At 68.8% G+C, this 24,783-nt stretch carries 19 protein-coding genes; 2 read left to right on the top strand and 17 right to left on the bottom strand.

Going from position 1 to position 24,783, the window contains the following annotated elements; translation table 11 throughout:
- Window positions 1–10 precede the first annotated feature (10 nt).
- The 8 genes from O9271_RS11245 to O9271_RS11210 form a co-directional block, all read right to left on the bottom strand.
- Complete coding sequence (locus O9271_RS11245; RefSeq protein WP_298269555.1) at window positions 11–2,179, bottom strand: hypothetical protein; 2,169 nt, start codon at window positions 2,177–2,179, stop codon at window positions 11–13.
- On the bottom strand, window positions 2,176–3,552 hold the full coding sequence (locus O9271_RS11240; RefSeq protein WP_298269552.1) for a BatA domain-containing protein: 1,377 nt from the start codon (window positions 3,550–3,552) through the stop codon (window positions 2,176–2,178). Before O9271_RS11240 ends, O9271_RS11245 begins: the two co-directional genes overlap by 4 nt.
- 10 nt (window positions 3,553–3,562) lie before the next feature.
- Complete coding sequence (locus O9271_RS11235) at window positions 3,563–4,489, bottom strand: DUF58 domain-containing protein (protein WP_298269550.1); 927 nt, start codon at window positions 4,487–4,489, stop codon at window positions 3,563–3,565.
- Between the two features lie 7 nt (window positions 4,490–4,496).
- Window positions 4,497–5,516 carry a MoxR family ATPase gene (locus O9271_RS11230; RefSeq protein ID WP_298269645.1) on the bottom strand — a complete coding sequence of 340 codons (1,020 nt, stop codon included), beginning with the start codon at window positions 5,514–5,516 and terminating at the stop codon, window positions 4,497–4,499.
- Between the two features lie 2 nt (window positions 5,517–5,518).
- On the bottom strand, window positions 5,519–5,866 hold the full coding sequence (locus tag O9271_RS11225) for a hypothetical protein (RefSeq protein ID WP_298269547.1): 348 nt from the start codon (window positions 5,864–5,866) through the stop codon (window positions 5,519–5,521).
- 7 nt (window positions 5,867–5,873) lie between these two features.
- On the bottom strand, window positions 5,874–6,221 hold the full coding sequence (locus O9271_RS11220; protein WP_298269544.1) for a hypothetical protein: 348 nt from the start codon (window positions 6,219–6,221) through the stop codon (window positions 5,874–5,876).
- 67 nt (window positions 6,222–6,288) lie between these two features.
- The gene (locus tag O9271_RS11215) at window positions 6,289–7,563 is read right to left on the bottom strand and encodes a GAF domain-containing protein (protein WP_298269541.1); all 1,275 of its coding nucleotides are present in this window, start codon (window positions 7,561–7,563) and stop codon (window positions 6,289–6,291) included.
- Window positions 7,564–7,573: 10 nt separating this feature from the next.
- Window positions 7,574–8,284, bottom strand: coding sequence for an SDR family oxidoreductase (locus O9271_RS11210; protein ID WP_298269538.1), 711 nt, complete (start codon window positions 8,282–8,284; stop codon window positions 7,574–7,576).
- Window positions 8,285–8,397: 113 nt separating this feature from the next.
- Here O9271_RS11210 and O9271_RS11205 point away from each other — a divergent pair, with 113 nt between their 5' ends.
- Together O9271_RS11205 and O9271_RS11200 are read left to right on the top strand one after the other, a co-directional pair.
- Window positions 8,398–9,582, top strand: coding sequence for a phytase (locus O9271_RS11205; RefSeq protein ID WP_298269535.1), 1,185 nt, complete (start codon window positions 8,398–8,400; stop codon window positions 9,580–9,582).
- A gap of 77 nt (window positions 9,583–9,659) precedes the next feature.
- Entirely contained in the window at window positions 9,660–12,506 is a 2,847-nt protein-coding gene (locus O9271_RS11200) for a TonB-dependent receptor (protein ID WP_298269533.1), read from the top strand.
- Window positions 12,507–12,698: 192 nt separating this feature from the next.
- Here the strand turns inward: O9271_RS11200 and O9271_RS11195 are convergent, their stop codons facing one another.
- The 9 genes from O9271_RS11195 to trpS all read right to left on the bottom strand — a co-directional run bounded on the left by O9271_RS11195 (window position 12,699) and on the right by trpS (window position 24,686).
- Complete coding sequence (locus tag O9271_RS11195) at window positions 12,699–13,034, bottom strand: hypothetical protein (protein ID WP_298269531.1); 336 nt, start codon at window positions 13,032–13,034, stop codon at window positions 12,699–12,701.
- Between the two features lie 125 nt (window positions 13,035–13,159).
- Window positions 13,160–16,348, bottom strand: a complete 3,189-nt coding sequence (locus O9271_RS11190) for a glycosyl hydrolase (RefSeq protein ID WP_298269529.1) — start codon at window positions 16,346–16,348, stop codon at window positions 13,160–13,162.
- Between the two features lie 350 nt (window positions 16,349–16,698).
- A complete protein-coding gene (locus O9271_RS11185; protein WP_298269526.1) occupies window positions 16,699–18,042 on the bottom strand; it encodes a glycine--tRNA ligase in 1,344 nt (447 codons plus the stop codon).
- Window positions 18,043–18,097: 55 nt separating this feature from the next.
- Window positions 18,098–19,126 (bottom strand): YpdA family putative bacillithiol disulfide reductase, encoded by a 1,029-nt coding sequence (locus O9271_RS11180; protein ID WP_298269523.1) that lies wholly within the window; start codon window positions 19,124–19,126, stop codon window positions 18,098–18,100.
- 27 nt (window positions 19,127–19,153) lie between these two features.
- Complete coding sequence (locus tag O9271_RS11175; RefSeq protein WP_298269520.1) at window positions 19,154–20,440, bottom strand: adenylosuccinate synthase; 1,287 nt, start codon at window positions 20,438–20,440, stop codon at window positions 19,154–19,156.
- A gap of 136 nt (window positions 20,441–20,576) precedes the next feature.
- Window positions 20,577–21,095 carry a DUF456 family protein gene (locus O9271_RS11170; protein WP_298269517.1) on the bottom strand — a complete coding sequence of 173 codons (519 nt, stop codon included), beginning with the start codon at window positions 21,093–21,095 and terminating at the stop codon, window positions 20,577–20,579.
- A gap of 127 nt (window positions 21,096–21,222) precedes the next feature.
- A complete protein-coding gene (locus O9271_RS11165) occupies window positions 21,223–22,125 on the bottom strand; it encodes a dihydrodipicolinate synthase family protein (RefSeq protein ID WP_298269514.1) in 903 nt (300 codons plus the stop codon).
- A gap of 117 nt (window positions 22,126–22,242) precedes the next feature.
- A complete protein-coding gene (locus O9271_RS11160; protein WP_298269511.1) occupies window positions 22,243–23,544 on the bottom strand; it encodes a type IV pilus twitching motility protein PilT in 1,302 nt (433 codons plus the stop codon).
- A 149-nt stretch (window positions 23,545–23,693) separates the two neighbouring features.
- Window positions 23,694–24,686: a tryptophan--tRNA ligase gene (trpS, locus tag O9271_RS11155; RefSeq protein WP_298269508.1), complete on the bottom strand. Its 993-nt coding sequence runs from the start codon at window positions 24,684–24,686 to the stop codon at window positions 23,694–23,696.
- Between the last annotated feature and the right edge of the window lie 97 nt (window positions 24,687–24,783).

The following is a 24,783-nucleotide window of genomic DNA, read 5'->3' as shown; positions in this document are numbered from 1 at the left end:
TCCGCCACGCTCACGGTGTCACGCCCCCCGACCACACGGTCGCGCGGGTGCGCGATACGTTGCCCAAGACACGGCGTGCCTGCACGACCACCGCCGTCGCGTCCCCGCCACGTTCGAGCACGTCGAGCACGGCCCCGAGCGCCGCCGCAAAGGCGGGGGCGTCTGCCAGCGCGTCCACGCGCAGCAACGCCACCGTGTCGCGCGCGGCACTGCCGTCAACAGCGACGAGCGAGGCCGCGCGAACGAGACGCGCATCGCGCTCGGCATCACGCACCGACAGCGGTGCCCGACGACTCCGCTGTGTGACGTGCCCGGTGTCCTTGCCCGTCAGTCGTACCTTGGCCAAGTCCACGATCACTTGCGGCGGTTTGCCGCGCAGGTACAGCCGCGATGCCGCGCGCGAGCGCTCGATCGCCTCGAGCGCGCGCTTCATGGGCGGAATGGCACCGTGCGGATCTCCCTGCTCGAGCGAGCGCCCTGCATCCCACATGGCGTTGTACGCCTCCAGCAGCGGCTGATTGATGGCGATCACCGGTGAATCATTGCCTTCCTCGAGCATGCCCGTCGTGCTCGACGTGCTGACCGACAGCTTCCCCCCTTGCAGATCCACACCGTGATCGTGACCATCGCCGGCCGAATGCGCATGTTCCGCGGCGGACTCTCCGCTCAGCCGCTGGAACACCACGTCCCCGACCGCGAGGCGCAGGCGGGCCTGATCACGCGCCAGCTTCTGCGATTCACGCAACACCGCCGGGCGCGCAAGACGCCGCTGCGCCTTGTCGAGTTTCTCCGTGAGCAGCAGCAGCATGCGCTGACTCAGCAGAGACTTGTCCACTTCCGGTGGCGGCGCCGGCTCCACCGCCACCGAGTCGTACTCGGCGATGCGCGCAATACGAAACGCGCGCGTTTCGCTGCTGCCGTATTCGCGATCGGCACTGGGGTGGGCGTCGCGCGCCACCGCTCGCAGGTGCACCACGTCGCCGGGCTGCAGCGCCAGCGCCCGCAGATCGAGCGTGGTCCGCAGCCGCGCATCGCGCACGCCGGCCCGCCCGTTCCACTGTTGTGCGGCCAGCAGGACCGTGCGTACGGTGAAGCGTTCGCCCTCTCCCGATGTCACCAGCAGCTCGAAGTGCGCGCGGGCGAGGCCGATGTCGTCATGCGTCGTCGCGGCGAGCGCCAACAGGCCACGCGCCTCACGAAAGACGCTGTCGCGCGCCGGCAATTCGAGCGACACGCGCGGAACGGAATCGGCGCGCCCTTCGACAATGAGCAGTCGGGCGCGTCCACCACGTTCGATCCGCAGACTCTGCGCTCCGCCGTTGGCCACGATCGAGGTGCGCCATTCGCCCTCACTCACCACCACCGCCATGGGGCCACCGCGGCGCCCGGCGCTGTCATCCCCGGCAACCGGAACGACGGCGCGGTGCACGATTGGGGCATCGCCGCTGCCCTGCACCTCCACCACGCTGCCGGCGAGCGCCGACACCGTGGCGGGATCGTCGTAGGGCTGCACCGCCAGCGCGGCGTACGCAGGCGGACGCACACGCACTCGCCACGTCCCCAACGGCATTGGCGCGGCGCTCGCGGGCGCGGCCGCCGAGCCGGCGGTACCCGGGACCGCGGTACGATCTGCGATTGTGGGGCGTTCGCGACCCAGCAGCAGCAGCAGCGCCCCCCCGACCCCGAAGGCCGCGGGGGCAAGCCACGCGCGCCGGCGCGCGGCGGCCAGCCCGGGCACCGTTGGCGCGGTGTCGAGAGCGCGCGCGGCGGCGGCGGCCAGCGAGAGCGGGAGCTCTGCGCGCGCCTCGAGCAGCTCCACCGCCGTCGTCAACGCAAAGTCCGGCGCCTGACCGCGTGAGGCCGCGCCCTGCTCCTCCACCCAGAGCGCAGTACGGGCGAGATCAGGCACCGGCGCGCGCGTACGCCACCAAGTGGCCACCGCCGCCACCAGCGCCGCGGCCGCCGTCCACCACCAGGCCGCGGCCGTGCCACCATCGCCGCGCCCAGCCAGCTCGGCCATCAGCACGCGCGCCATCAACAGCACAGCGCAGGCGGCAGCACCCGCCAACAGCAGTTGTCGCCCCACCTGCACGGTGCGCAAGGCCGTCTGCACCGCCCTGATGCGCCCAATCAGCGTGGCAGCAGCGGGCTCCGAAACCGGACCGAGCGCCGTGCTCACGACACCGCCTCCCGGTCGCGCAACAGCCACTCCGCTGCCAGTGCCAGGAGCGCCAACGCCAGCAATGCCGGGGCCAACCACCACGGATCGCTCCCCCGCTGCCACCGCGATTGCGCGTTCCGAAAGGCGGCGGCGGGCGCCAGCCGCTCGTCGTTTCCTGCAGATACCGCAGCGACTGCGGAGTCCGACGGCACCGCAATCGGGCGCACCATGTCTGGCGCGATCGCCAATGCCGAAGCCACTCGAACACCACCGCAGGGCGCGACCAGGGCGTTCATCAACGGGCGCGCGCCGGGCGACAGGAGCAGATCACTGCCACGCGGCACCGACACCGCCACGGTGCGAAGGCATCCCGCCACCGGCCTTGCCTCGCCGCGCTCTTCCACCGCTGCCGGCAGGCCGTCACTCCACCACGCCACCACCTGCACCGGCACGGCAGCGCGACCTCCCGAATCGATGCGCGCCGCCAGCTGTGGCCCCGGCGTGGCTCGACGCACGAAGGGCCCCACCAGCACTCCACCTGCCGCAGCCAGCGCGCCGACACTGTCGGCGGGCGCACGCGGGACCCACCCGCGCGGGACACCGTCGGCGGGCCAGTGCACGAAGGGCCCGACAGGTGCGGCGGCGGTGTCGGCACTCACCGCACGATCTGCCGTCGGCGCACGCTCGATCACGACATCCTGAAGCGCTCCCACCGGCGCCCACCGCCCAACGGCCGCCGTCACGGCATCATCGCGCGTCCCGCCTCGCACCCGCACGGCGGCGCGCGCTGAAGCCGAGGCACCCGTTGTAGTGTCGCGCGCGGCTCGTGGCGGAGGCGCGCTGAGCAGCACGCGCACGGCTCCGGGCCAATATGGGCGCCACGCCGTGTACCCCTGCGTCGTTGCTGCCGAAGATGGCAGCAGCAGCGTGAGTTCCACGGCCGTCAGCGCCGGGTGGCGCGCCACGGCCCGCGCGGCATGCTGCGTGGCCGCCACGAGTGCCGCGCCGGGGTCGTCGGCCACACCAGGCGCGCCATGCACCTCCACCATGGCGTCGGCGCGGGCCAGAGTGCGCGCCACGGAATCACGCCAGGGGCGATTGCCCCACTGGGCGTCGTCGGCCACCACGAGGCGCAGCATCGACGCCGACGACTGCTGCCAGCGCACACCCGACAGCGCCGCCCCCGCACACAGTAGCGCAAGCACGCGCAGCAGCAGCAACAGCACATCGTTGAGTCGCGGCTGTCGGGCCACGGCGCGGGCGTTGCCGGTGGTCACGAATCGTGCGGTCGGGAGCGCCAGCGCCGGCGGGGTGCGCACCGACAGAAAATGGAGCAGCGTGATGCCACACGACGCCGCCACCGCCGCGCCAAGGATCCACGGGAACGCCACCGTGAGCACGTCAGCGCCTGGCCGATGCCGGCAGCGCGGGCGTCGGGAGCCCCTCAGCTGGTTGCCGCGTACCCGACAGCGCCGTGCCCATCACCACCGCACGCGCGGCACGTGCCGCGTCGTCGCCGGTCCGGACCTCGGTGTAGCCCGCCCCTGCCGCACGCCAGCGCGTGCTCATGTCGCGCCGGAAGTCGTCGAAGCGCTCACGGTACGCGGCGCGGCCGGCCGCCGACAGTACGCGTTCATCACGCGGCTGTTCCGGGTCGTGCACGAGAAACGTGGCCGATGGCGGCGTCAGCTCGGCGTCGGCCACGATATGGACGCACTCCACCTGTGCCCCCGCCACCGTGTGCGCCGCCACCGTCCGGAGTAGCGCATCGGCGTCGCCCAGACAGTCGGTGAGCAGCACCACCCGGGCGTGCACCGGCAACTGGGCCAGCGACGGCGCCAGCGGCGCAGAGCCACCCGGGCGCACACCATCCAGCACGCGGGCAAGCTCCTGCACCGTGCCACGGCGCGTGCGCGGCGGCACGCGCTGCACGCCCTGCGCGTGCAGCACCAGCAAGCCCACCGGATCGCTCGAGGCATGGGCAATGGCCGCCAACGCCACGGCCACCAGTCGCGCCTGCGCGAACTTGCTGTGCGCCGCGGCCTCCTCGGGAAACGCCATGCTCGCGCTCGCGTCCACCACGATCCATGTGGACAGCAGCACCCGGTCATCGCTGAGGCGCACGAACGCGCGATCGCTGCGCGCCAGCAATCGCCAGTCGAGGGCCCGGGGATCGTCGCCCTGTCGATACAGGCGATACTCGGTGAACTCCCCGGCCGTGCCCTTCTGCGTCGAGCGGTGCGCGCCGGGGGGCGCATTCCCCACCGCACGGCGCGCCGGCCAGCGCACGCCGCGCAACGCGTCGAGCAGGGGGCCGTATGCCGACATCAGCCGATCAGGGGGCCGTGGCGCTCGACGGCACCGGCACGTGCGCCAGCAACGCGTCGATCAACGACTCCGCCGCCACGCCGTCCGCTTCCGCTGCGAAGTTGGGGAGCAGGCGATGCCGCAGCACCGGCATCGCCACGCGCTGAATGTCCGCGGGCGACACCGCCGCACGTCCGCCCAGCAGCGCGCAGGCCTTGGCCCCCAGAATGAGCGCCTGACCGGCACGCGGCCCCGCTCCCCAGCGCACGTACTGCCGCACCAGCGCCGGCGCATTCCCCTCCTGCGGGCGCGATGCACGCACGAGCCGAGCGGCGTAGTGCAGCAACAGCTCGCTGCACGGCAGCGCCCGTACGGCCCGTTGCAGCGCCAGCGCGTCATCGGCGGTGAAGACCGCGTCGATCGGTGCGCCGCGAGCGCCCGTGGTGGTGCGCAGGATGGCCACCTCGTCGGCCTCGGTGGGGTAGCCCACCCGAATGTCGAAGAGGAACCGATCGAGCTGCGCCTCCGGCAGCGGATACGTGCCTTCCTGCTCGATCGGGTTCTGGGTCGCGAGCACGAAGAAGGGCTCCGGCAGGCGCATGGTCTGCCCGGCCGCGGTCACACTGTGCTCCTGCATCGCCTCCAGCAACGCCGCCTGGGTACGTGGCGGCGCACGATTGATCTCGTCGGCCAGCACGATGTTCGCAAACACGGGCCCGCGCACGAAACGAAACGCGCGCTGCCCACCTCCACTCTCCTCGAGGATCTCCGTACCCGTGATGTCGCTGGGCACCAGATCCGGGGTGAACTGGATGCGGCGGAACTCCAGCTGCATGGCATCGGCCAGCGACTTGATCATGAGCGTCTTGGCCAGCCCCGGCACACCCACCAGCAGCGCGTGTCCGCCAGCCACGAGCGCCATGAGAATCTCGTCGACGACCGCCTGTTGCCCCACCACGCGCTTGCCGATTTCGCCGCGCAGCCGTTGCACCGCGGCAATCAGCGACGACACGCTGCGCGCCTCGCCGGCGCCCGGCTCCACGATCATGGTCACTTGAGTGGCCGGCGGCGTCGCGAGGTGAGGAAGAACGTGGACGCATCCTTCGCGCCCGCCGCCTGCAGCGTCACCGACTCCTGCGTCACCTCGGCGCCATGCAGCTTCACGAGGTAGGCATCGATTTCCGCGATATCCGGAAGCAGGTTGGCCATGGCCGCCCGCTTGAGCTCCCGCACCGTGTTCTGCGGGGCGCACGCCACCCGTACCGCATCCCACGCCTCCGCCGCCTGCACCCGCACCACCCAGGTGGCAGCGGCGCCCGCCGGCGCGATATGCAACACCTCGGGACGCACGCGGAGCTGGTTCGCGAACTGGCCGGTCGTCTGATCGCTCTGACTCATGCGCCTCTTACGCAGTAGGGGGGGAGACCGTTTCCTCTCCCGATGCCGCGGGAGCGTCCGCCACCGGCGGTGCCGGCGGCAACGACTCGAGGAATCGGGCCACCTGCTGGTCGAACAGATAGCTCGACCCGGTCACGGCCGTCCCGGCAGCGGTGTCGCGTGCGCCAATGGCGATCTCCTCGCCGCCCTGCCCCCGCAACGTCACGTGGTTGGGCCCCTGCTTCTCCACGAACGCCGTATAGACACCGCCGTGACGGCCAAAGAACTGTGCGGCAGCGGCCAGCGCCTCGGCCACCGAAAGCGAGGTGAGCGTGTCCATCACCTTGCGGTTGGACTGCTGATGTTGTGACGACATGAGGACCGTGGTTCAGGGGAGTGTCTACGGCAGGACGGCAATCGGTGGCGCGGCGAGCGCGGACGCGCTACGGCTGGTGTGGCTCAGCGACCACGGGGAAGACCAGCAGCAGGTCGCGCGTCGCCTCCGCCGTATCGACCAGCTCCACCCGCAGCTCGCCACCCTGCCGACTGGCCAGCGCCCGGGCGAGCGGCAGGTCCACCGCCGTGATCCAGCGGCGCGCATCGGCATACACGTCGTTCGCCTCCCACCGCAGCGCGTCGGCGCGAATGCGAAGTATAGCAGCCCGCGACGGGTCAGGTGCCGCCGCCGGCTCCTCGAAGACGGGACGTCCGTCCCAGGCCACCTGCACTGCCAGAAAGCCGCGCCCCAGGCGGATCCCTGTCCGCACCTGACCGCCATCGAGCGACGCCCCCGCCACGCCCAGTCCAATGGCCAGCTCGAGCGTGCGTTCCAGTAAGGCCGGATCGGTGCGCATGGTGGGCAGCAGCACGGTTGGCTCGTCCACCTGCACGGGCACCATGGGCGCGCGCGCGCGCCACGTGGCGGCAGCCCGCTGCAGGGCGTCGCGTGGGTCCACATCGGCAAGAGTCAGGGCGAAGGCCGGTTGCGTTGCCTCGCCATATTCGCGCGCCGCGCGCGCCAGCTGATGCACCGCCTGCAACCGCACCGCGGGCGGTCGGGTGTCGGCCGCATCGGTCAGGGCAAGCAGCGCATCGACCACCACCGATTCGGAAGCATCACGGGCGCGCTGCGCGTCCTGCCACTGCCGCGCCCGCTGCTCGAGTTCCGCATTGGCTTCAGCCAGCGCGGCGTTGGCCCGCCGCAGTGCATCGGCACGACGTGACTTGTCGGTCGCGGCAGCCAGCTGATCGGCCACCAATCGCACCAGCGCACGTTGCTCATCCGTGACATGCGTGGCATCGGCGAAGTAGAAGGCCACCACGCCAAGGGGACCGTCTGCCGTTTCCAGCGGGGCCGCCAGGATGCTGCGAAAGCCCAGCTCGCGCGCCACATCGTGCCACGGCGCCAGCTCGGGGTCGGCCAACAGATCCACCACTTCCACGAGCCGTCGCTCGGCTACGGCCACGCCACTTGGCCCATCGCCCACCCGCACCCGCAGGGCGCCGATCCACTGCCGGTAGGTGGCGGGCCACTCGTGCTGCGCCACGGGACGCAGCAGTTCGCCGTCGTCGCTCAGCTGCATCACCAGCGAAAAGGTCGCCCCCAGCAGCGGGGTGACGCGATTGAGGGCGAACTGCTGCACATCGCCCGGATGGTCGGCCAGCAGAAAGGCGTGGGCGATTTCCCGTACCGCCAGCAGTTCGCGCGCTTCACTCATCAGGCGGTGCTCAGAAGCTGTCGCGGGGACGCTTGGGCGAGAGCGGCCGCACTTCGAGCCGATGCACCAGCATATGCGGAGGGGTGGTGACGGCAAACAGCACGGCGTCGGCCACGTTCTCCGGCTCGAGCATCCACGCGGTGTTGGTGCCTTCGGGGAACAGCTCGGTGGCCACCGAGCCCGGCGTGATCACACTCACCCCCACGCCGGCATCGCGCACCTCCAGCATGAGCGACTCGGCGAAGCCCATCACGAAATGCTTCGTGCCCGCGTAGCAGCTGCCGCCAGTGAAGGTGTTGCGCCCGGCCGTGCTGCCAATGATGCACACGTGCCCACGGCCACGCTGCACCATGCCGGGGAGCACGGCACGCGTCACGTGATACAGCGCGTTCACGTTCACGTCCACCTGACGGTGCCACTCCTCAGCTGTCATGTCGAGGAACGGCGTGAGCACGGCCACCCCGGCATTGTTCACCAGCACGTCGATCTCGAGGCCGGCAAAGGCCGCGCCGGCGGCGGCCCCATCGCGGACGTCCACCGCCATTGTGCGCACCCGGGCTCCGACCGCTTCGCAGGTGGCGGCAACGTCGCCCAGGCGCGCCGCATCACGTGCGGTGAGTACCAGGTCATGCGTCGGGGCAAGCCGCGCGGCAATGGCGCGGCCGATGCCTCGCGAGGCGCCGGTCACCAGCGCGACCGGTCGGAGCAGGTTCTGGGTCATCCCGCAAGTTAGGGATGAACCGGGACCCCCGGCAGCCGTTGCCCGGCGCTGGCATTACCGATTCGTGACAATCCGGTACCCCCACCCTGCCCTGTGGCCATCGACTATTCCGTATGCCCTCCACTCCCGTTTGCCCCCGCACGGTCGCGGCCACCCCGCGTACCCCTCACCGGCGCCTGACCACGAGGTCCCTGGCTGCCCTGTCGGCGCTGCTGCTTGGCACGGCCTGCGGGGAAACGCGCCCACCTTCCGCCGACTCCGCCACGGGGAGCACCAGCGGCGCAGCTGCTGCTACCAACGACACGCTACAGGCGGCCGTCGTCACCCAGACCGTGCTCAACGACTCCGACGACCCGGCCATCTGGATCGATCCGGCGGCACCCGAGCAGTCGCTCGTGGTGGGCACCGACAAGGGCGACAGCACGGGGGGCCTGTATGTTTTCCGCCTCGACGGCACCATCGACAGCGCGCGCACGCGCCGTCCGCTCATGCGCCCCAATAACGTCGACATCGTGGACGGCTTCGTCATGGGCCGGGACACCATATCGATCGCCGTCATGACGGAGCGCGGGAAGCAGGCGCTGCGCGTGTATCGCCTTCCCGACATGACCCCCATCGACGGGGGCGGCATTCGCGTCTTCGACGGCGATGTCACCCGGGCTCCCATGGGCGTCGCGTTGCACCGGCGCGCGAGTGACGGCGCCGTCTTCGCCATCGTGGGTGGCAAGGCCGGCCCCATCGACGGCTACCTCTGGCAGTATCGGCTGGTGGCCAACGCCAAGGGGATCGTGCAGGGTACCAAGGTGCGCGCCTTCGGCCGATACAGCGGCAAGAAGGAAATCGAGGCGATTGCCGTGGATCGCACACTGGGCTTCGTGTACTACAGCGACGAAACCGTGGGGGTGCGGCAGTACCGGGCCGATCCCGACGCCCCCGGGGCGAACGAGGAGCTGGCGCTCTTCGGAACATCCGGGTTCGTGAGCGATCACGAGGGGATTGGCATTTACCCCACCAGCGACAGTACCGGCTACCTGCTCATCTCCGACCAGCAGGGGCAGCGACTGCGGGTGTTCAGCCGCGAGGGGAGCGCAGGGGCGCCGTACACCCACCAGCTGCTCGCCATCATCCCCGTGAGCGCCAAGGAGACCGATGGACTGGAGGTCACCGCCACGCCGCTCGGACCGCGCTTCCCGGAGGGGCTGCTGGTCATGATGTCCACCGATCGCACTTTCCACTTTTTCGACTGGCGGGACATAAAGGCCCGCATCGCACGTCGAGACACGGTTGTTACGAGGTAACGGCTGAGTTGTGATCTGGATGACGGATCGTGGGGGAGTCGGCGCGTCGTGCCGGCTCCCCTCCTCTTTTCGATCCCATGCGCTTCCTCCTTCGCGTTGCCATTGGCCTTGTGTGCACCAGCTCGGCGCTCAGCGCTCAGGGCGTGGTCACCGGCACGGTTACCGACCCCAGCGGCCGCCCGCTCTCCGGCGTGCTCGTCCTCGTGGACGGCACCAGCATTCGCACGTCGACCGACCGCGGGCAGTACCGTGCGCTCAATGTGCCCGCCGGCAGCCGGACGCTCACCTTCCGCTACATCGGCTACCAGCCCACGTCGAAGACCGTCACGGTGAGCGATGGGCGCACCGCCACGCTGGACGTGAAGCTGAGCGAAGCGGTCACGTCGCTCACCGCCATCGAAGTGCGCGGGCAGGTGGTGGGTCAGGCCTCGGCGCTCAACCAGCAGCGCACGGCCTCCACCATCTCCAGCGTCATCGACAACGAACTGGTGGGGCGCCTCCCCGATCCCAACATGGCCGAAGCGCTTGCCCGCGTGCCCGGCATTGCCGTGCTGCGCGACCAGGGTGAGGGGCGGTTCGTGCAGATCCGTGGCACAAGCCCGAACTTCAACGGCATGTCCATCAACGGCCTGCGCCTCGCCACGCCAGAGCAGAACAGCCGGCAGCTGCCCATGGACATCGTGCCCTCCGATCAGGCCAGCCAGATCCAGGTATCCAAGACGCTCACGCCCGACATGGACGCCGACGCCATCGGCGGCAATGTGAACATCGTGACGCGCACCGCGCAGGCCAACCGGCCACTGCTCAACTTCACGGCCGCCGGCGGTCAGAACCAGCTCGGCGGTGGTGCGCTCATGAACATCGGCGCCAACGCCGGCAAGCGTTTCGGCAAGAGCCAGAAGTTCGGGGCCATGTTCGGTGGCACCTACTACCGCAACGACCGCGCCTCGCAGAACGTCGAAGGCGACTGGTGCTCGCAGACCCGCAACTGCGGCGTGGGCGCTTCGCTCACGTCACTCGACGCGCCCAACCTGTTCGAGTATCGCGATTACCCGCAGGTCGATCGCCTGCGGACGGGCGTGAATGGCACGCTCGACTACCTGCTGCCGAACAGCGGCAAGCTGTTCCTGCGCGGCTCGTGGAATCAGTTCAACGACGACGAAATCCGCGCGCGCGCCCGCTTCCGCTTCCGCGGAGGCGGCGGATCACGCTGGACGCAGGTGAGCGCCGACTCGGGCGTCACCACGGGTTCGCAGTTCGACCGCGACATCCGCCTGCGCGAAGTGCTGCAGGACATCTATACGGCGCAGCTGGGGGGTGAGCACTACAGCAGCGATGGCAAGGCCCTCGACTGGGCCGTGGGCTTCTCCCGCGCGACCGAGAACCGCCCGGGGGCGCTCACCATGGGCTTCCGCCAGAGCAACATGTCGCTCGCCTACAACTTCGCTGACGCCGATCGTCCGCGGGCGTATGTGGTGACCGGTTCGCTCGATGATCCCGCGCGCTTCGGCTTCAACAGCCTGGCCAACGAAGTGCGCGACACGCGCGACGAGGATCTCTCGGCCAAGATCAACGGCTCCATCCCCGTGCAGTTCGGTGCCTTCAGCGGCGCCATCAAGGGCGGTCTGTCGGCGCGCCTCAAGGACCGATCCAACGCGGTGAACGTCTTCAACTACACGAATGCGCTCGGTGCCAACTCGCTCAACGCGACGGGCGCCACGCTCATGGGGCTGCTCACCACGGAAACCACAGGGCGCAACCTCTTCGACGGTGACTACGCCTTCGGTCGCACCTTCGACCCGCGGCGCATGCGCGACTTCATCACCGCCAATCCCAACGCCTTCACGCTCAATCAGCTGTCGTCCCAGACAGCGACGGCCGGTGGCTCCTTCGCGGTGCGCGAAGATGTCTACGCCGGCTACCTCATGGCCACGCTCGATGCCGGCGCGTTGCGCCTCGTGCCGGGCGTGCGCGTGGAAGCCACCGAGGTGCAGAACACCGGCAACCTCGTGCGACTCAATAGCGCCGGTAACGCCCTGGTCGAGCCCATCCGGGCGACCACGGCCAACGGGAGCTACGTGAATGTGTTCCCCTCGCTCAACGCCACGTATCGATTGGGCGAGTACACCAACGTGAAGGCCGCGGTCACCACGGCGCTCGTGCGCCCGCAGTTCGGGGACATGGTGCCCTACGTGAACGTGCAGGCCGGTCAGCAGACGGCGTCCGTTGGCAACCCCGATCTCAAGGCCACGACCGCCATCAACTACGACCTCATGGTCGAGCACTACTTCACGAACGTCGGCTTCATCGCCGTGGGCGCCTTTGCCAAGTCGCTCGACAACTTCATCTTCGCCACGGCCCGGGCCCGCACCAACGAAGACGCCGTGGGGCCCGATGCCACGCAGATCATCCAGCCGGTGAACGGACCAACCGCCACGCTCTACGGCTTCGAAGTGGCGTGGCAGCAAAACTTCACGTTCCTGCCGGGGTGGCTCAAGTCGTTCGGCATCAACGCGAACTACACCTACACGCAGTCGTCGGCCGACATCCCCGGCCGCGGGCGCGACGGGGTGAATGCGCCCATCCCCGAGCAGGCGCCGCAGGCAGGCAACATTGGCCTCTTCTTCGACCGGGGCCCGCTGTCACTCCGCCTGGGCGGCAACTATGCCGGCTCCTTCGTCTCCACCATCAGTGCCGTCTCCCCGGAGGCGGACACCCGTACCAAGGCCCGTTTCCAGGTGGACGCGTCCGGCAGCTACCAGCTGCGCCAGGGGATGAAGATCTTCGGCGAGTTCATCAACCTTTCCAACACGCCGCTGCGCGCGTACGTGGGCGATCGCCCGAACCGCGGCGGTGGCGGCGACGACCCCAGCTTCGAGTTCTACAAGCCGTGGGGCATGCTCGGCATCCGCATCGAGCGCTGATGCCTGGTCGATGAGACGCCGCCTGGACCGGCGTTGATCGAAAGCCCAACGGGGCGTCGCGAGTGATCGCGACGCCCCGTTGGTGTGCTGCCGACCGCGTGGCGTGACGCCGCCGATGTTACGCCACGACTTCCGTTTCCACGGCATCCGTACGAACGCCGTGGCTCGATTCACGCACCGACCGGCCTTTTCTCACGGGCTCGCAGGCACGGCCCTGCCGATGCGTACCAGTTGCGCCTCGTACAGCTGCTTGGCGAGCGCCGCCACCGGCTCGTTGGGATGGCGCGAGTAGTCGGTCAGCCATACCCGAACATCAGCGTCGACATAGTGCGATGCGAGCTCCAACGCACAGGTAAGCTCAGCCTGGGTCTCCGCCGCGTTGGCCGCTTCCTGATACACGATGAACCCGAACGCATACGCCGTTTCGTCGGCGAGCGAATCGACAGCGGCCGGCAGCTTCGTGGCCAAGGCCTCGTTGGGACGACCCGCCACAAAGAGCGGATTGCGCACGGCAACGCACTCGCTCATGGCAGTCACCACCTTCCCGCGCAGACTGGGTCCGCATCCCGAGAGGGCAACGCCCAGTGCCGCGGTACTGAGCATTGCCGTCACGATACGCGCCCGGGAGCGCCCCCCTCGAGCCGCGCGCCGCATCACGGTGTCGCCGAGCATCCCGCCACCACCGTGCACTTGGGATTGATGGCGGGCAGCTTGAGGCGCGCGAGTTCCGCGTTCACCGCCGGGAGGTCGGCCTTCCACACCTTCTCCAGCGTCGCCTGGTAGCCGCCGAGTTCCTTCGACAGGATCGACAGGATCTCCGGCATGTACGTGCCCGGCGGACCGTCGCCACGCTCAGCCATCGACAGCAGGTTGGCGAGCCGGTTGTTCACCTTGATGGGGAAGTTGAGCGGATCCTGCCCTGACTGGTTCTTGACCTGGTAGACGTTCTGTTCCACCGCAAAGGCGTTGGAGCGGAGCGTTTCCCCTTTGGCCTTGAGCTGCGCATCGTCGTTCGCCCGCTTGTAGCGATCGTCCAGCTGCGCCTTCACGTTACGAATCTCGATGACCGCGCGCTGCGCCTCATTGGTCTTGTCGCGCACCTGCTTGCCGAACGCATACTGCGCCCGCAGGTCGGCGTCGGACACCTCGGGCACGAGCGGGCTGCGACGGATGACCAGCGGCGCCTTGAGTTCCTGCCCGTCGGTGGTGAGCCGCACGGTGTAGCGTCCTGGGGGAAGCGCGGGTCCGGCGGTGCCCGCTCCCCAGAGAATCATCCCGGGGAAGCTTTCAATGCCCGTGGCGCGCAGATCGAAGGTGAAGCGCGTGAGCCCCACCTGGAGGGGGAAGCTGCTCGAGGTCCCGCGACGGCGACCGCCCGCGGCCGCGCCGCTGGCCGGCGCGGCGGTGTCGCCGGTGAACTCGCGCAACACCGCCCCGGTGGAGTCGAGCACGGCGAGCATGCCACGCTTGGGCTTTTCGGCGAGCGTCCAGCTGAGCGCCACGCCGGGGGACGAGCGCAGCCCAACGGCCGGGGTGAACAGATGCGAGCGCGCGGCGAGGACCTGCGGCGTGGCCTGCCGCAGCGGCGTCACGTTGTCGAGCACCCAGAAGCCGCGCCCGTGCGTGCCGATGACGAGTTCGTCGCGCTCCACGATGAGATCGGCCACCGGGACGTCGGGCATGTTGAGCTTGAGGCTCTGCCACTGCGCGCCGTCGTCGTACGAGATGTACACGCCATGCTGCGTCGCCGCATACAGCAGCCCGCGGCGCGTGGGGTCTTCACGCACCGCGTGCACATAGTCCTCGGCGCCCAGCCCCATCACGATCTTCGTCCACGTCTTGCCGTAATCGGTGGTCTTGAAGATGTACGGTGCCCGATCGTTGAGCAGTGGACGGCGCACCGACAGGTACGCCGTGCCATTGTCGAAGTTCGACGCGTCGATCTGCGACACGCGGCCGAACTCGGGCATCGCCTTGGGCGTGACATTCGTCCATGTGCGGCCGAAGTCGCGGGTCACGTGCACGAGGCCGTCGTCGGACCCGGTCCAGATGGTATTCACATCCTTCTTGCTCGGCCCCACCGAGAAGATCGTGCCATACACCTCGGGGCCATTCATGTCACCGGTGATCGGGCCGCCCGACTTCTCCTGCGTTTCCGGGGCGTGGCGCGTGAGATCAGGGCTGAGGTTCTTCCAGGTACGGCCACCGTCACGCGTGGCCCACAGGCGCTGCGACGACACGAACAGCAGCTTGGGGTCCACCTGCGAGAACAGGATGGGGAAGGTCCACTGCCAGCGTTCCCGGATTTCCTTCGACGGTTCGCCCGAATAGAACCAGGGGTACGGATTCACCTCGCGCGAGAGCCCGGTCTTGCGATTGAACTTGTCGACGTAGCCGCCGTTGTTGGTACCGGAGAAGAACACATCGAGGTCGAGCGGGTCGGGGGCGATGTAGCCCGGCTCACCACCACCGACCTGATACGACACCGCCATGCCGCCCTGCGCTTCCTGACCGGGCGCCGCATTCTGCCGGCCGAGATTCCAGTTCATCGGCGTGCACAGCGTGCTGTTGTCCTGCTGCGAGCCACACACATGGAACGGCACGTGCTTGGTGGTGATCACGTGGTACCACTGCTCGGTGGGGAAATCCTGCTCGCTGTACTTCTTCCCGGTGTCGAAGGTCACCGTACCGCCCCCGTCGTTCCCGGCAACGAGATGCGTCGGGTCGTCCGGGTTGATCCACAGGTCGTGCCAGTCGCCATGACTGCCGGCGCCGATGCTCACGAGCGTCTTGCCGGCATCACTCGAGCGGAAGAACGACACGTTCTGGAGGTACACGAGGTCGGCGTTCTGGTGATCGGCGAACAGGTGCGTGTAGTAGAATGCACGCTGCCGGATGTTGCGATCGCCGTTCACGAAGGTCCACGTGGCCCCGGCGTCATCGCTCTTGAAGAGACCGCCATTCTCGTTTTCGATGAGCGCATAGACGCGACCAGGCTTCGCGGCGGTGAGCGCCACGCCAATCTTGCCCACGAGTCCGCTGGGGAGCCCCGTGGCACGCGTGATCTCGGTCCACGTCTCTCCACCGTCGGTGCTCTTGAACAGCCCCGAGCCCGGCCCACCGGAGGACATCTGGTACTCCTTGCGGTAGGCTTCCCAGATGGCCGCGTACAGCACCTGCGGATTGGTACGATCGATCGCGATATCCACGGCACCGCTCTTCGCGTCGCGGAAGAGCACGCGCTTCCAGGTGGCCCCGCCATCGGTGCTCTTGTACACGCCGCGCTCCTCGCTCGGCACGCTGTACTTGCCGAACACCGCGGCGTAGACGATGTCGGGGTTGGTGGGGTGCACGCGGATCTTGGAGATCGCGTCGGCGGTGCGGAACCCCACATGCTTCCAGCGCTTGCCGGCATCGGTGCTCTTGTAGATGCCGTCCCCGGGCATGATGTTGCCGCGGATCGCGCTCTCGCCCGTGCCGATGTAGACCACGTCGGGGTGGCTCTCACTCACCGCCACGGCGCCCACCGAGGCGCTGGTGATCTGCCCGTCGGTTACCGGCGTCCACGTCTCGCCGCCGTCGGTGGTCTTCCACAACCCGCCGCCCGTAGCCCCGAAGTACGCTTCGTTCTTGCGCCCCTTGACCCCGCTGGCGGCAATGGAACGCCCGCCGCGATCGGGGCCGATGTTGCGCCAGCGGAAGTTCTTGAGGAAAGCCGAATCGAGCGTGACCGGCGCCAGCGCCACCGGAGGAGCCGCAGAGCGGCTGGCGGGGCGGGCCGGCGGCTGAAGCAGCGCGGCCGCCGGAAGCGACAGCAGCGCGAGGGTACGCACTGGGAACATGACGCGTGAGGGTTCGGGGGGAGGGAAATCGCACCCCAAAGCTACGGATTGGGAGGAGATCTCGCTGCCCCGACCCCGACCCCGACAGCCGCGCGCCCCGCGCGTCCCCCGACCCCGACCCCGACCCCGACAGCCGCGCGCCCCGCGCGTCCCCCGACCCCGACCCCGACCCCGACCCCGACCGCCTAGATCGACCGCCCAAAGCCCAAAGCGAGCCCGTCGCCCGTTGCTGCCCCACGTGGTTGCCGACGCGGGTGCCCGCGTCCCCCCGCGTCCGTGCCAACGCGTGGGCGCCAACGCGTGGGCGCCAGCGCGTAGTCGATCGCGCGTCGTTCCCCCGCGTCTTTCGGTTAGCCGAGAAGCTTGCCCGCCAGGTACGCCCGAAGCTGCGACGCGTCCACCCGGTCCTGCGCCAGCGTATCGCGGTCGCGCACCGTGACCGTGTGGTCGCCCGTGCTCTGCCCGTCCACCGTGATGCAGAACGGCGTGCCCACTTCGTCCTGACGCCGGTAGCGCTTACCGATCGAGCCCGTTTCGTCGTAGTCCACGGTGAACGCCCCGCGCAGATCGTCCAGCAGCCTCTTCGCCATCTCCGGCTGCCCGTCCTTCTTGGTGAGCGGGAAGATGGCCGCCTTGATCGGCGCAATCGACGGGTGCAGCCCCAGCACCACGCGCCCTTCGGCCTCGCCTTCCACCACCTCTTCGCGGTAGGCATTCACCAGGGCAGCCAGTGTCACGCGATCGGCGCCCACCGACGTTTCGATCACGTACGGCACGTAGCGCTTGTTGTTCACCTGGTCGAAGTACTCGAGCTTCTTGCTCGAGAACTGCTGGTGCTGCGTCAGGTCGAAGTCGCTGCGGTTGTGCACACCTTCGATTTCCTGGTAGCCCAGCGTGCCGCCAAAGTCGAAGGTCACGTCGAACGCCGCGCGCGCGTAGTGCGCCAGTTCACCCGCCGTGTGCTGGTGGAACTTGAGACGGTCGGGCGAGAGGCCAAGGTCGAGGTGCCACTGCATGCGCAGCGCCTTCCACGTCTCGAACCACTCCATGTCCGTGCCGGGTTCGACGAAGAACTGCATCTCCATCTGCTCGAACTCGCGCGTGCGAAAAATGAAGTTCCCCGGCGTGATCTCGTTGCGGAACGCCTTGCCGATCTGCGCGATGCCGAACGGCACCTTCTGGCGCATGCTCTGCTGCACGTTCAGGAAGTTCACGAAGATCCCCTGCGCCGTTTCCGGCCGCAGGTACACGATGCTCGCGCTCTCCTCCAGCGCGCCCATGTGCGTCTTGAACATCAGATTGAACTGCCGCGCCTCGGTGAGCTGGCAGGCGTCGTGCTGGCCCGGCTGCTTGCTCGGCTTCTGCGGGCAGCGCGCATCTTCCAGCTTGTCGGCGCGAAAACGGCCCTTGCACGTCTTGCAGTCCACGAGCGGGTCCACGAAACCGGCCACATGCCCGCTCGCTTCCCAGGTGCGCGGATGCATGAGGATGGCCGCGTCGAGCCCCTCGATATCGTCGCGCGACCGCACCATCGCGTGCCACCAGCGATCCTTGATGTTCTTCTTGAGCTCCACGCCCAGCGGGCCATAGTCCCACACCGATCCCGTGCCGCCGTAGATCTCGGACGACTGGAAGATGAAGCCCCGTCGCTTGCACAGCGACACCAGCTTGTCCATCACATCGGGATGACTCATGGCACTCGGTGTTCAGGGTCGCGCTGCACCGGATGACCCGGCTGGATGCCGGGCGTCAGCGCAGCGAATGGCGGAGCAGATGGGCCACGATGGCGTCGCCATGATCGCGGCCGTTTTCGATGAAGATGCGATTGGCCTGGTTGCCGCTCGCGATGACTCCCGCAAGGTAGACGCCCGGGAGCGGTGTGGCCATGGTGATCGGGTCGTGCGCGGGGATACCGCTGAGCGCATCGATGGGCACACCGATCTGTTCGAGCAGCCCCGTCTCCGGCAGGTAGCCGGTCATGGTGTATACCTGCGTCGCGGGCAGCCGCTCGGTGCCGGCGGGCCCCTCGATCACCACGGTCTCCAGCTCGATGGCGACCACGCGTGAGCCGAAGCGCGCCGTGATGGCGCCCTCCCGCAGGCGCGCCTCGATCTCCGGACGCACCCACGGCTTCACATTTGCATCGAGCCCCTCGGCGACGTGCACCATCGTTACCTGTGCGCCGGCGCGGTACATGTCCAGCGCCGCGTCCACCGCACTGTTGGCGCCCCCCACGATTACCACGGGCTCCCGCCAGGCGGCGTGCCCCTCGAGGTAGCCGTGTCGCACGTGCGACAGCGATTCTCCCGGCACCCCCAGGCGGTTGGGGCGTCCGAAGTAGCCCGTGGCGATCACCACCGCATGGGCCGCCGTTTCGCGCACCACCCCGGAACGCTTCTCGCTGCGCAGCAGCCACCGCGCCGCCCGCTCCGACTCCGACGGCCCGGGACGCGGGTCCACACGTACCTGACGCATGGTCTGCACCGTCTCGTACTGCCGCACGTCCAGCCCGTACACGTCGGCCACCCCACGGTAATAGGCCAGCGCATCGCGACGCGTGGGCTTCTCTGTGGCCACGATGAACGGCACCCCACCGATGGCGATGCGCTCCGCCGTGGAGAAGAACGTCATGTACGTGGGGTAGCCGGCGATCCCGTTCACGAGACAGCCGCGATCGAACACGACAGCCGACAGCCCTGCGCGCTGCGCGGCGATTGCCGCCGCCAACCCGCAGGGGCCAGCGCCGACGACGGCAAGGTCTACGGTCGTGGTCTCCACGGTCACCCGGTGGTTGGCTGAAACGCCTCAGCGCTCGAGCGCAATGATCTGGTCGCGCCGCGTCCCCACGCTCACGTACGCGATGGGCGCCTCGCACAGCTGTTCCAGCCGGTCGAGATACGCCCGGGCCGCCGGCGGCAGGTCGCTCAGCGAGCGTGCGTCCTGCGTGCTTTGCTTCCATCCCGGGAACCACTCGTAGATCGGCGCGGCCCGCTCGAGCAACGCGAGATCCGCCGGGAACTCGGTGTACACGTCATCGCCCACCTTGTAGCCCGTACACACGGCCAGCTGGTCCAGCGAATCGAGGACGTCGAGCTTGGTGATGGCCAACCCCGTCAGGCCGTTCACACGGGCCGCGTACTTGACCACGACGCCGTCGAACCAGCCACAGCGACGTGGACGTCCCGTGGTGGCGCCGAACTCATGTCCAAGCTGACGTACGTGGCTGTGCAACGGCTCCTCGAGCTCCGTGGGGAGCGGTCCGTTGCCCACGCGAGTGGTGTACGCCTTCACCACACCCAACGCGGCGTTGAGCGCCATGGGCGAGATCCCCACCCCGGTCGCCGCGCCGCCCACCGTCGTGTTGCTCGACGTGACGAACGGATACGTGCCGTGATCGATGTCGAGCAGCGACCCCTGCGCGCCTTCCAGCAGCACGGCGGCGCCGCTCTTGATGGCGCGGTGCACGCACAGCCCCACATCGTCGGCCAGCCCCAGCAGCCGCGGCGCCAGCGCTTCGAGCACGTGCATGGTATGCTCCACACTGGCCCGCACCTCGGCGCCGCTGCGCTCGAGCTGCGCGTTGGCGCGCTCCACGCCGGCGCTCACCAGTTCCCGGAGACGGTCCGCGTTGCGCAGGTCGAGCACGCGGACGCCGCGGCGCGCCACCTTGTCCTCGTAGGCGGGACCGATGCCGCGACCCGTCGTACCAATGGCCTTGCTGGCGGCACTGGCCTTGTCCACCAGCTTGTGATACGGCATCACCAGATGCGCCCGTTCACTTACATAAAGGCGCCCCTCAACGTCCACGCCGTCGGCCACCAGCTCGTCGATTTCCGTGAAGAGCGTCTCGGGGTCCATGACCACGCCGTTGCCGATCGCACAGCGCACACCCGGGTGCAGGATGCCGCTCGGGATCTGGTGCAGGATGAACGACGTGTCGCCGATATGCACCGTATGCCCGGCGTTGGCGCCGCCCTGGTAGCGCACCACCCAGTCGGCCTGCTCAGCCAGCACGTCGACCAGCTTGCCCTTACCCTCGTCGCCCCACTGCGCCCCAACGACCACCACGGTGCGCGTCTTCGAATCGAACATGCGATCGGTCTCCGGCGGCCTCGGCGGCCGCGCACAAAAAACGCCCCGCGGACGATCCGCAGGGCGTGGAGAGAATCTAGATCCTCACCGGAGTGCGCGCCACACCGAAGGTCGGGCACACTCGACGGTGTGGCCCTCAGCCCGACGCCGCCATCCGGCCCACCAGACCGGCAGCACCGACCAGAAAGAGAATGGCCACCCCAAACCCCACCTTGAGGGCGGCTGCGACCACGCGACCGATCAACGCCCCCTTCGCCACCTGCACCGGGACGCCACGCCGTTCGCGTGGCACCGTGAGCTCGGCCACCAGGGCACCACCAAAGGCGCCGGCGAAGGCGCCCACCATGGACCCGACCACCGGCACCGGCACCCCCACCACCGCCCCCACGAGGCCGCCGAGAATGGCGCCCCACGAGGCACGGCGGGAACCGCCGTACTGCCGCGCATAGCGCCCGGCCACGGCGAACTCCACCACCTCGGCGGCAATCACCAGGGTGGCCACAACGATCACCGTCAGCACACCCACGCTGCCACCGGGGACCGCCAGCCAATACCCGCAGGTGGCAGCCAGCATGACCCACAGCCCCGGCAATCCCAGCGGGACGAGCAGGAGACCGACGACCAGCGCCACGGCCAGCAGGGTGAGGGCGATCATGCCCCTCCGTACGACACCGGGCGGGCCATGGTTTCGGCGAGCGGACGCACCACGCAATACTCGAACGCACGACGCATCACTCGCGTGGTGAGTCGTACGTGCCACTTTCAGGTGATGAGCGCAGCGGCTACAGCAGCCCCGCCCCCGCCAGCCGCTCCCGCACGGTCTCCAGCTCCTCCGCGCTCACCGGCAGCAGCGGTGCCCGCGTGGGACCGCCATGCAGCCCCACGAGGTCCATGGCCGCCTTGATTCCCGCCGGCCCCATGGCGCCGGCAATGTCGGTGGCCAGCGGTGTGAGCGTACTCTGCATGGCCGCGGCCGCCCCGTGATCACCGGCGCGGAACGTGTCCACCATGCGACGCACCGCCGGCCCGGCATACAAGGCAATCGCCAGGATGGCCCCGGACACGCCAGCCGTCAGCGCCGGAACCACGGTTCCGCCACTCCCCGTGATGACCTTGAACTGGTCGCCCTGCGCCTCGAGATACTGCTGCAGCACCGGGAGGTTGCCGGCGCTGTCCTTCATCCCGATCACGTTCGGATGCTGCGCCATCTCGTGCACGAACGCCGGGCTCAGCACGAGGTGCGAATACGCCGGCATGTTGTACAGCATCACCGGCAACGGACTCGTGTCCGCCACGGTGTGGAAGTGCGCCAGCAGGGCACGCTCCGTCATGCGCTTGAGGAAGTAATGCGGGGAGATCACCAGCACCGCGTCGGCCCCGGCCTCGCGGGCATCGCGCGCACGCTGGATCGTGAGACGCGTGCTTTCGCTGCCGATGCCGGCAATGAGCCACTTGTCCTGCGGGATGCGCTCGCGCGCCCACGCCAGCAGCTGTCGCCGATCGTCGTTCTCGAGCAGGGCGGACTCGCCACTCGATCCCCCCACCAGCACGCCATCCATACCGAAGGCCAGGTGCGCATCGAGATTGCGCTGAAAGGCAGCGCCATCGAGTTCACCGCTCGGCGTGAACGTGGAAATGGCGGGCACCATGAGCCCGCCCAGCTGGGCGACGGAGAGGTTGGGCATGCATCAAAGTTGCCGCAGCCTCCCCACCCGCGCGAGGCCTGCCGTGCGCATTCTCCGGCGCCCGGCTCCCCAGCCCTCGTCCCCCTGCGTACGCCCTGCCCGTGCCCGGCCCGCGTGCTACTGCCCGAAAAGATTCTCGAATCCGCTGCCGAAGATCGCGTCGCTCTGCAGGGGGTTGGGGCTCGTCACCATGCCGTGACCGCTTGGACGCGTGGCGAGCGGGGGCAGCCGCTGCCCGGTGCCGAGCGGGTTGGCGCCCAGTGGCGCCGGCGCCGGCACCGCCGGTCGCGTGGTGGCCGACAGCCCCGGCATGGCCGTCGGCTTGATGGTCTGCCCGGCGATGGGCGTCTTGCGGCTCCGCCCCATGCGGAACGACAGCTCGAAGTCGGCGGGGTTGGTCGCCGCGCCCCTGGCCACCTCGAAATCCACCACGCCGCTGTGCACCAGCTCCGTGAGGTGCTGGTCGAAGGTCTGCATGCCGTACTGCGACCCGTCGGCGATGTAGTCGCGGATCTCGGCAATGCGCCCCTCGGCGATGAGGTCGCGAATGGTGCTGGTGTTGATCATCACCTCGGCGGCCACCACACGCCCCTGTCCGCTCTTGCGCGGCAACAGGCGCTGCGACACCACCGCGTGCAGCGATTCCGCCAGACGCATGCGCACCACCAGCTGCTCCTCTGGCGGGAACATCGCCACGATGCGCATCACCGTGGTCACGGCGTCGGGGGTGTGCAACGTGGAGATCAACAGGTGCCCCGTTTCCGCCGCCTTCATCGCCGTGTCGATCGTCTCGGTATCGCGCATTTCGCCGATGAGGATCACATCGGGATCCTGCCGGAGCGCGGCGCGCAGTCCCATGCGGAACGTGTCGGTGTCGATCCCCACCTCGCGCTGCGTCACCGAGCTCTTGATGTCGTTGTGGAGGAATTCGATTGGGTTCTCGAGCGTGAGAATGTGTTTCTCGTGGCTCGCATTGATCTCGTTCACCAGCGCCGCCATCGTGCTCGACTTGCCGGATCCGGTCACGCCCGTCACCAGCACCATGCCACGCTCCGTGTGCGCAATACGCGCCAGCACCGAGGGCAACGCCAGTGACTGCATGGTAGGGACCCTCTCGGGAATTACGCGCATCACGATCGAGTGCGACGCCCGCTGCCGCAGAATGTTCACGCGGAACCGGCCCACCCCGGGGGCCGCCCAGGAGCAGTCGAAGTCGCGCAGCGTGTCGATCGTCGCGCGGTCGGCATCGTTGCTCACGAGGTGCAGCGCGATGGCTCGCGTCTGCTCGGCCGTGAGCGCCTGCTTCGTCAGCACCACCAACCGCCCGTCAATGCGGGCGCGCACGACGTCGCCCGCCTTGATGTGCACGTCGGATGCCCCACGTTCGACGGCTGCCTTGATGATGCGTTCGATTGCCACGGTCTCTTGGTCGGCTCGAAGGAAACGGACGCACGCGGCTCACGTGCTCCCGGTTCCGGGACGACCCTGCAAGAGTTCCGGCAACGTGACAGGGGGCCGGTGTCACGCCGGTGTCACGCCGGTGGCCCCGCCGTCACACGCGCCGGGATTTACGTGGCCGGCAGCCCGCTCAGCCCCATGATTTCCCGCACTTCTCCCATCGTCTGCTGGGCAATCGCCCGCGCGGCGCGCCCGCCGTCCGCCAGCGCGTCCAGCACCCGCGACGGCTCGGCGTCGAGCTCGGCGCTCCGCCGACGGATGGGCGTCAGCTCCTGCACCATCCCCTCCAGCAGCACCTTCTTGCAGTCCATGCACCCCCACCCCGCGGTGCTGCACTGGTCGGCCACCTGCGCCACGGTGTGCTCCGCATTGAACGCCTTGTGCAGCTGGAAGATATTGCACACCTCCGGGCGCCCCGGGTCGCTCTTTCGCACCCGCTGCGGGTCGGTCATCGCCGGCCGCAGCTTCTGCCAGATCTCGTCGTCACTCTCCAGCAGCCCGATGGTGTTCCCCATCGACTTCGACATCTTGGCGTTGCCGTCGAGTCCAAGGATGCGCCGCGTGGGGGTGAGCAGCGGTTTGGGTTCGGGGAAGTATGCCACGTCGAACTTGGCGTTGAACTTGCGCGATGTGTCGCGCGCGAGCTCCAGGTGCTGGATCTGATCCTCGCCCACCGGTACGCTGTCGGCGCGGTACAGGAGAATGTCGGCCGCCTGCAGCACCGGATACATGAGCACACCGGCCGGGATGCTTTCCAGCTTTGAGGACTTGTCCTTGAACTGCGTCTGGCGCTCGAGGTCCCCCAGCGGCGTGATCGTGGTGAAGATCCACGACAGCTCGGTGTGCTCGGGCACGTCGCTCTGCATGAAGAGGATCGCCTGCGCCGGATCAATGCCGGACGCCAGCAGGCTCTTGGCCATGCCCCAGCGCCGCGCCCGCAGCACGGCCGGATCGTAGGCCCCCGTGATGGCGTGATAATCCACCACGCAGTAAATGGCGCCGGGGTGCTCCCCCTGGAGCTTCACCCAGTTCTTGACGGCACCGAGATAGTTGCCGATGTGGAGTTCGCCCGAGGGCTGGATGCCGGAGAAGATGCGTGCCATGGAGGTAACGTAGCCAACACCGCCGAGGCGGCCAACAGCAATGGCGGACGGCGGTGTGGGGGCGGCGCGGCCGTCTGCCTCCTGCAGTTTCGTGGCG

This window comes from Gemmatimonas sp., assembly GCF_027531815.1.
Taxonomy (GTDB): Bacteria; Gemmatimonadota; Gemmatimonadetes; order Gemmatimonadales; family Gemmatimonadaceae; genus Gemmatimonas.
The sequence above is the reverse complement of the archived record's forward strand: the minus strand, read 5'-3'. Positions and strand labels throughout refer to the sequence as shown.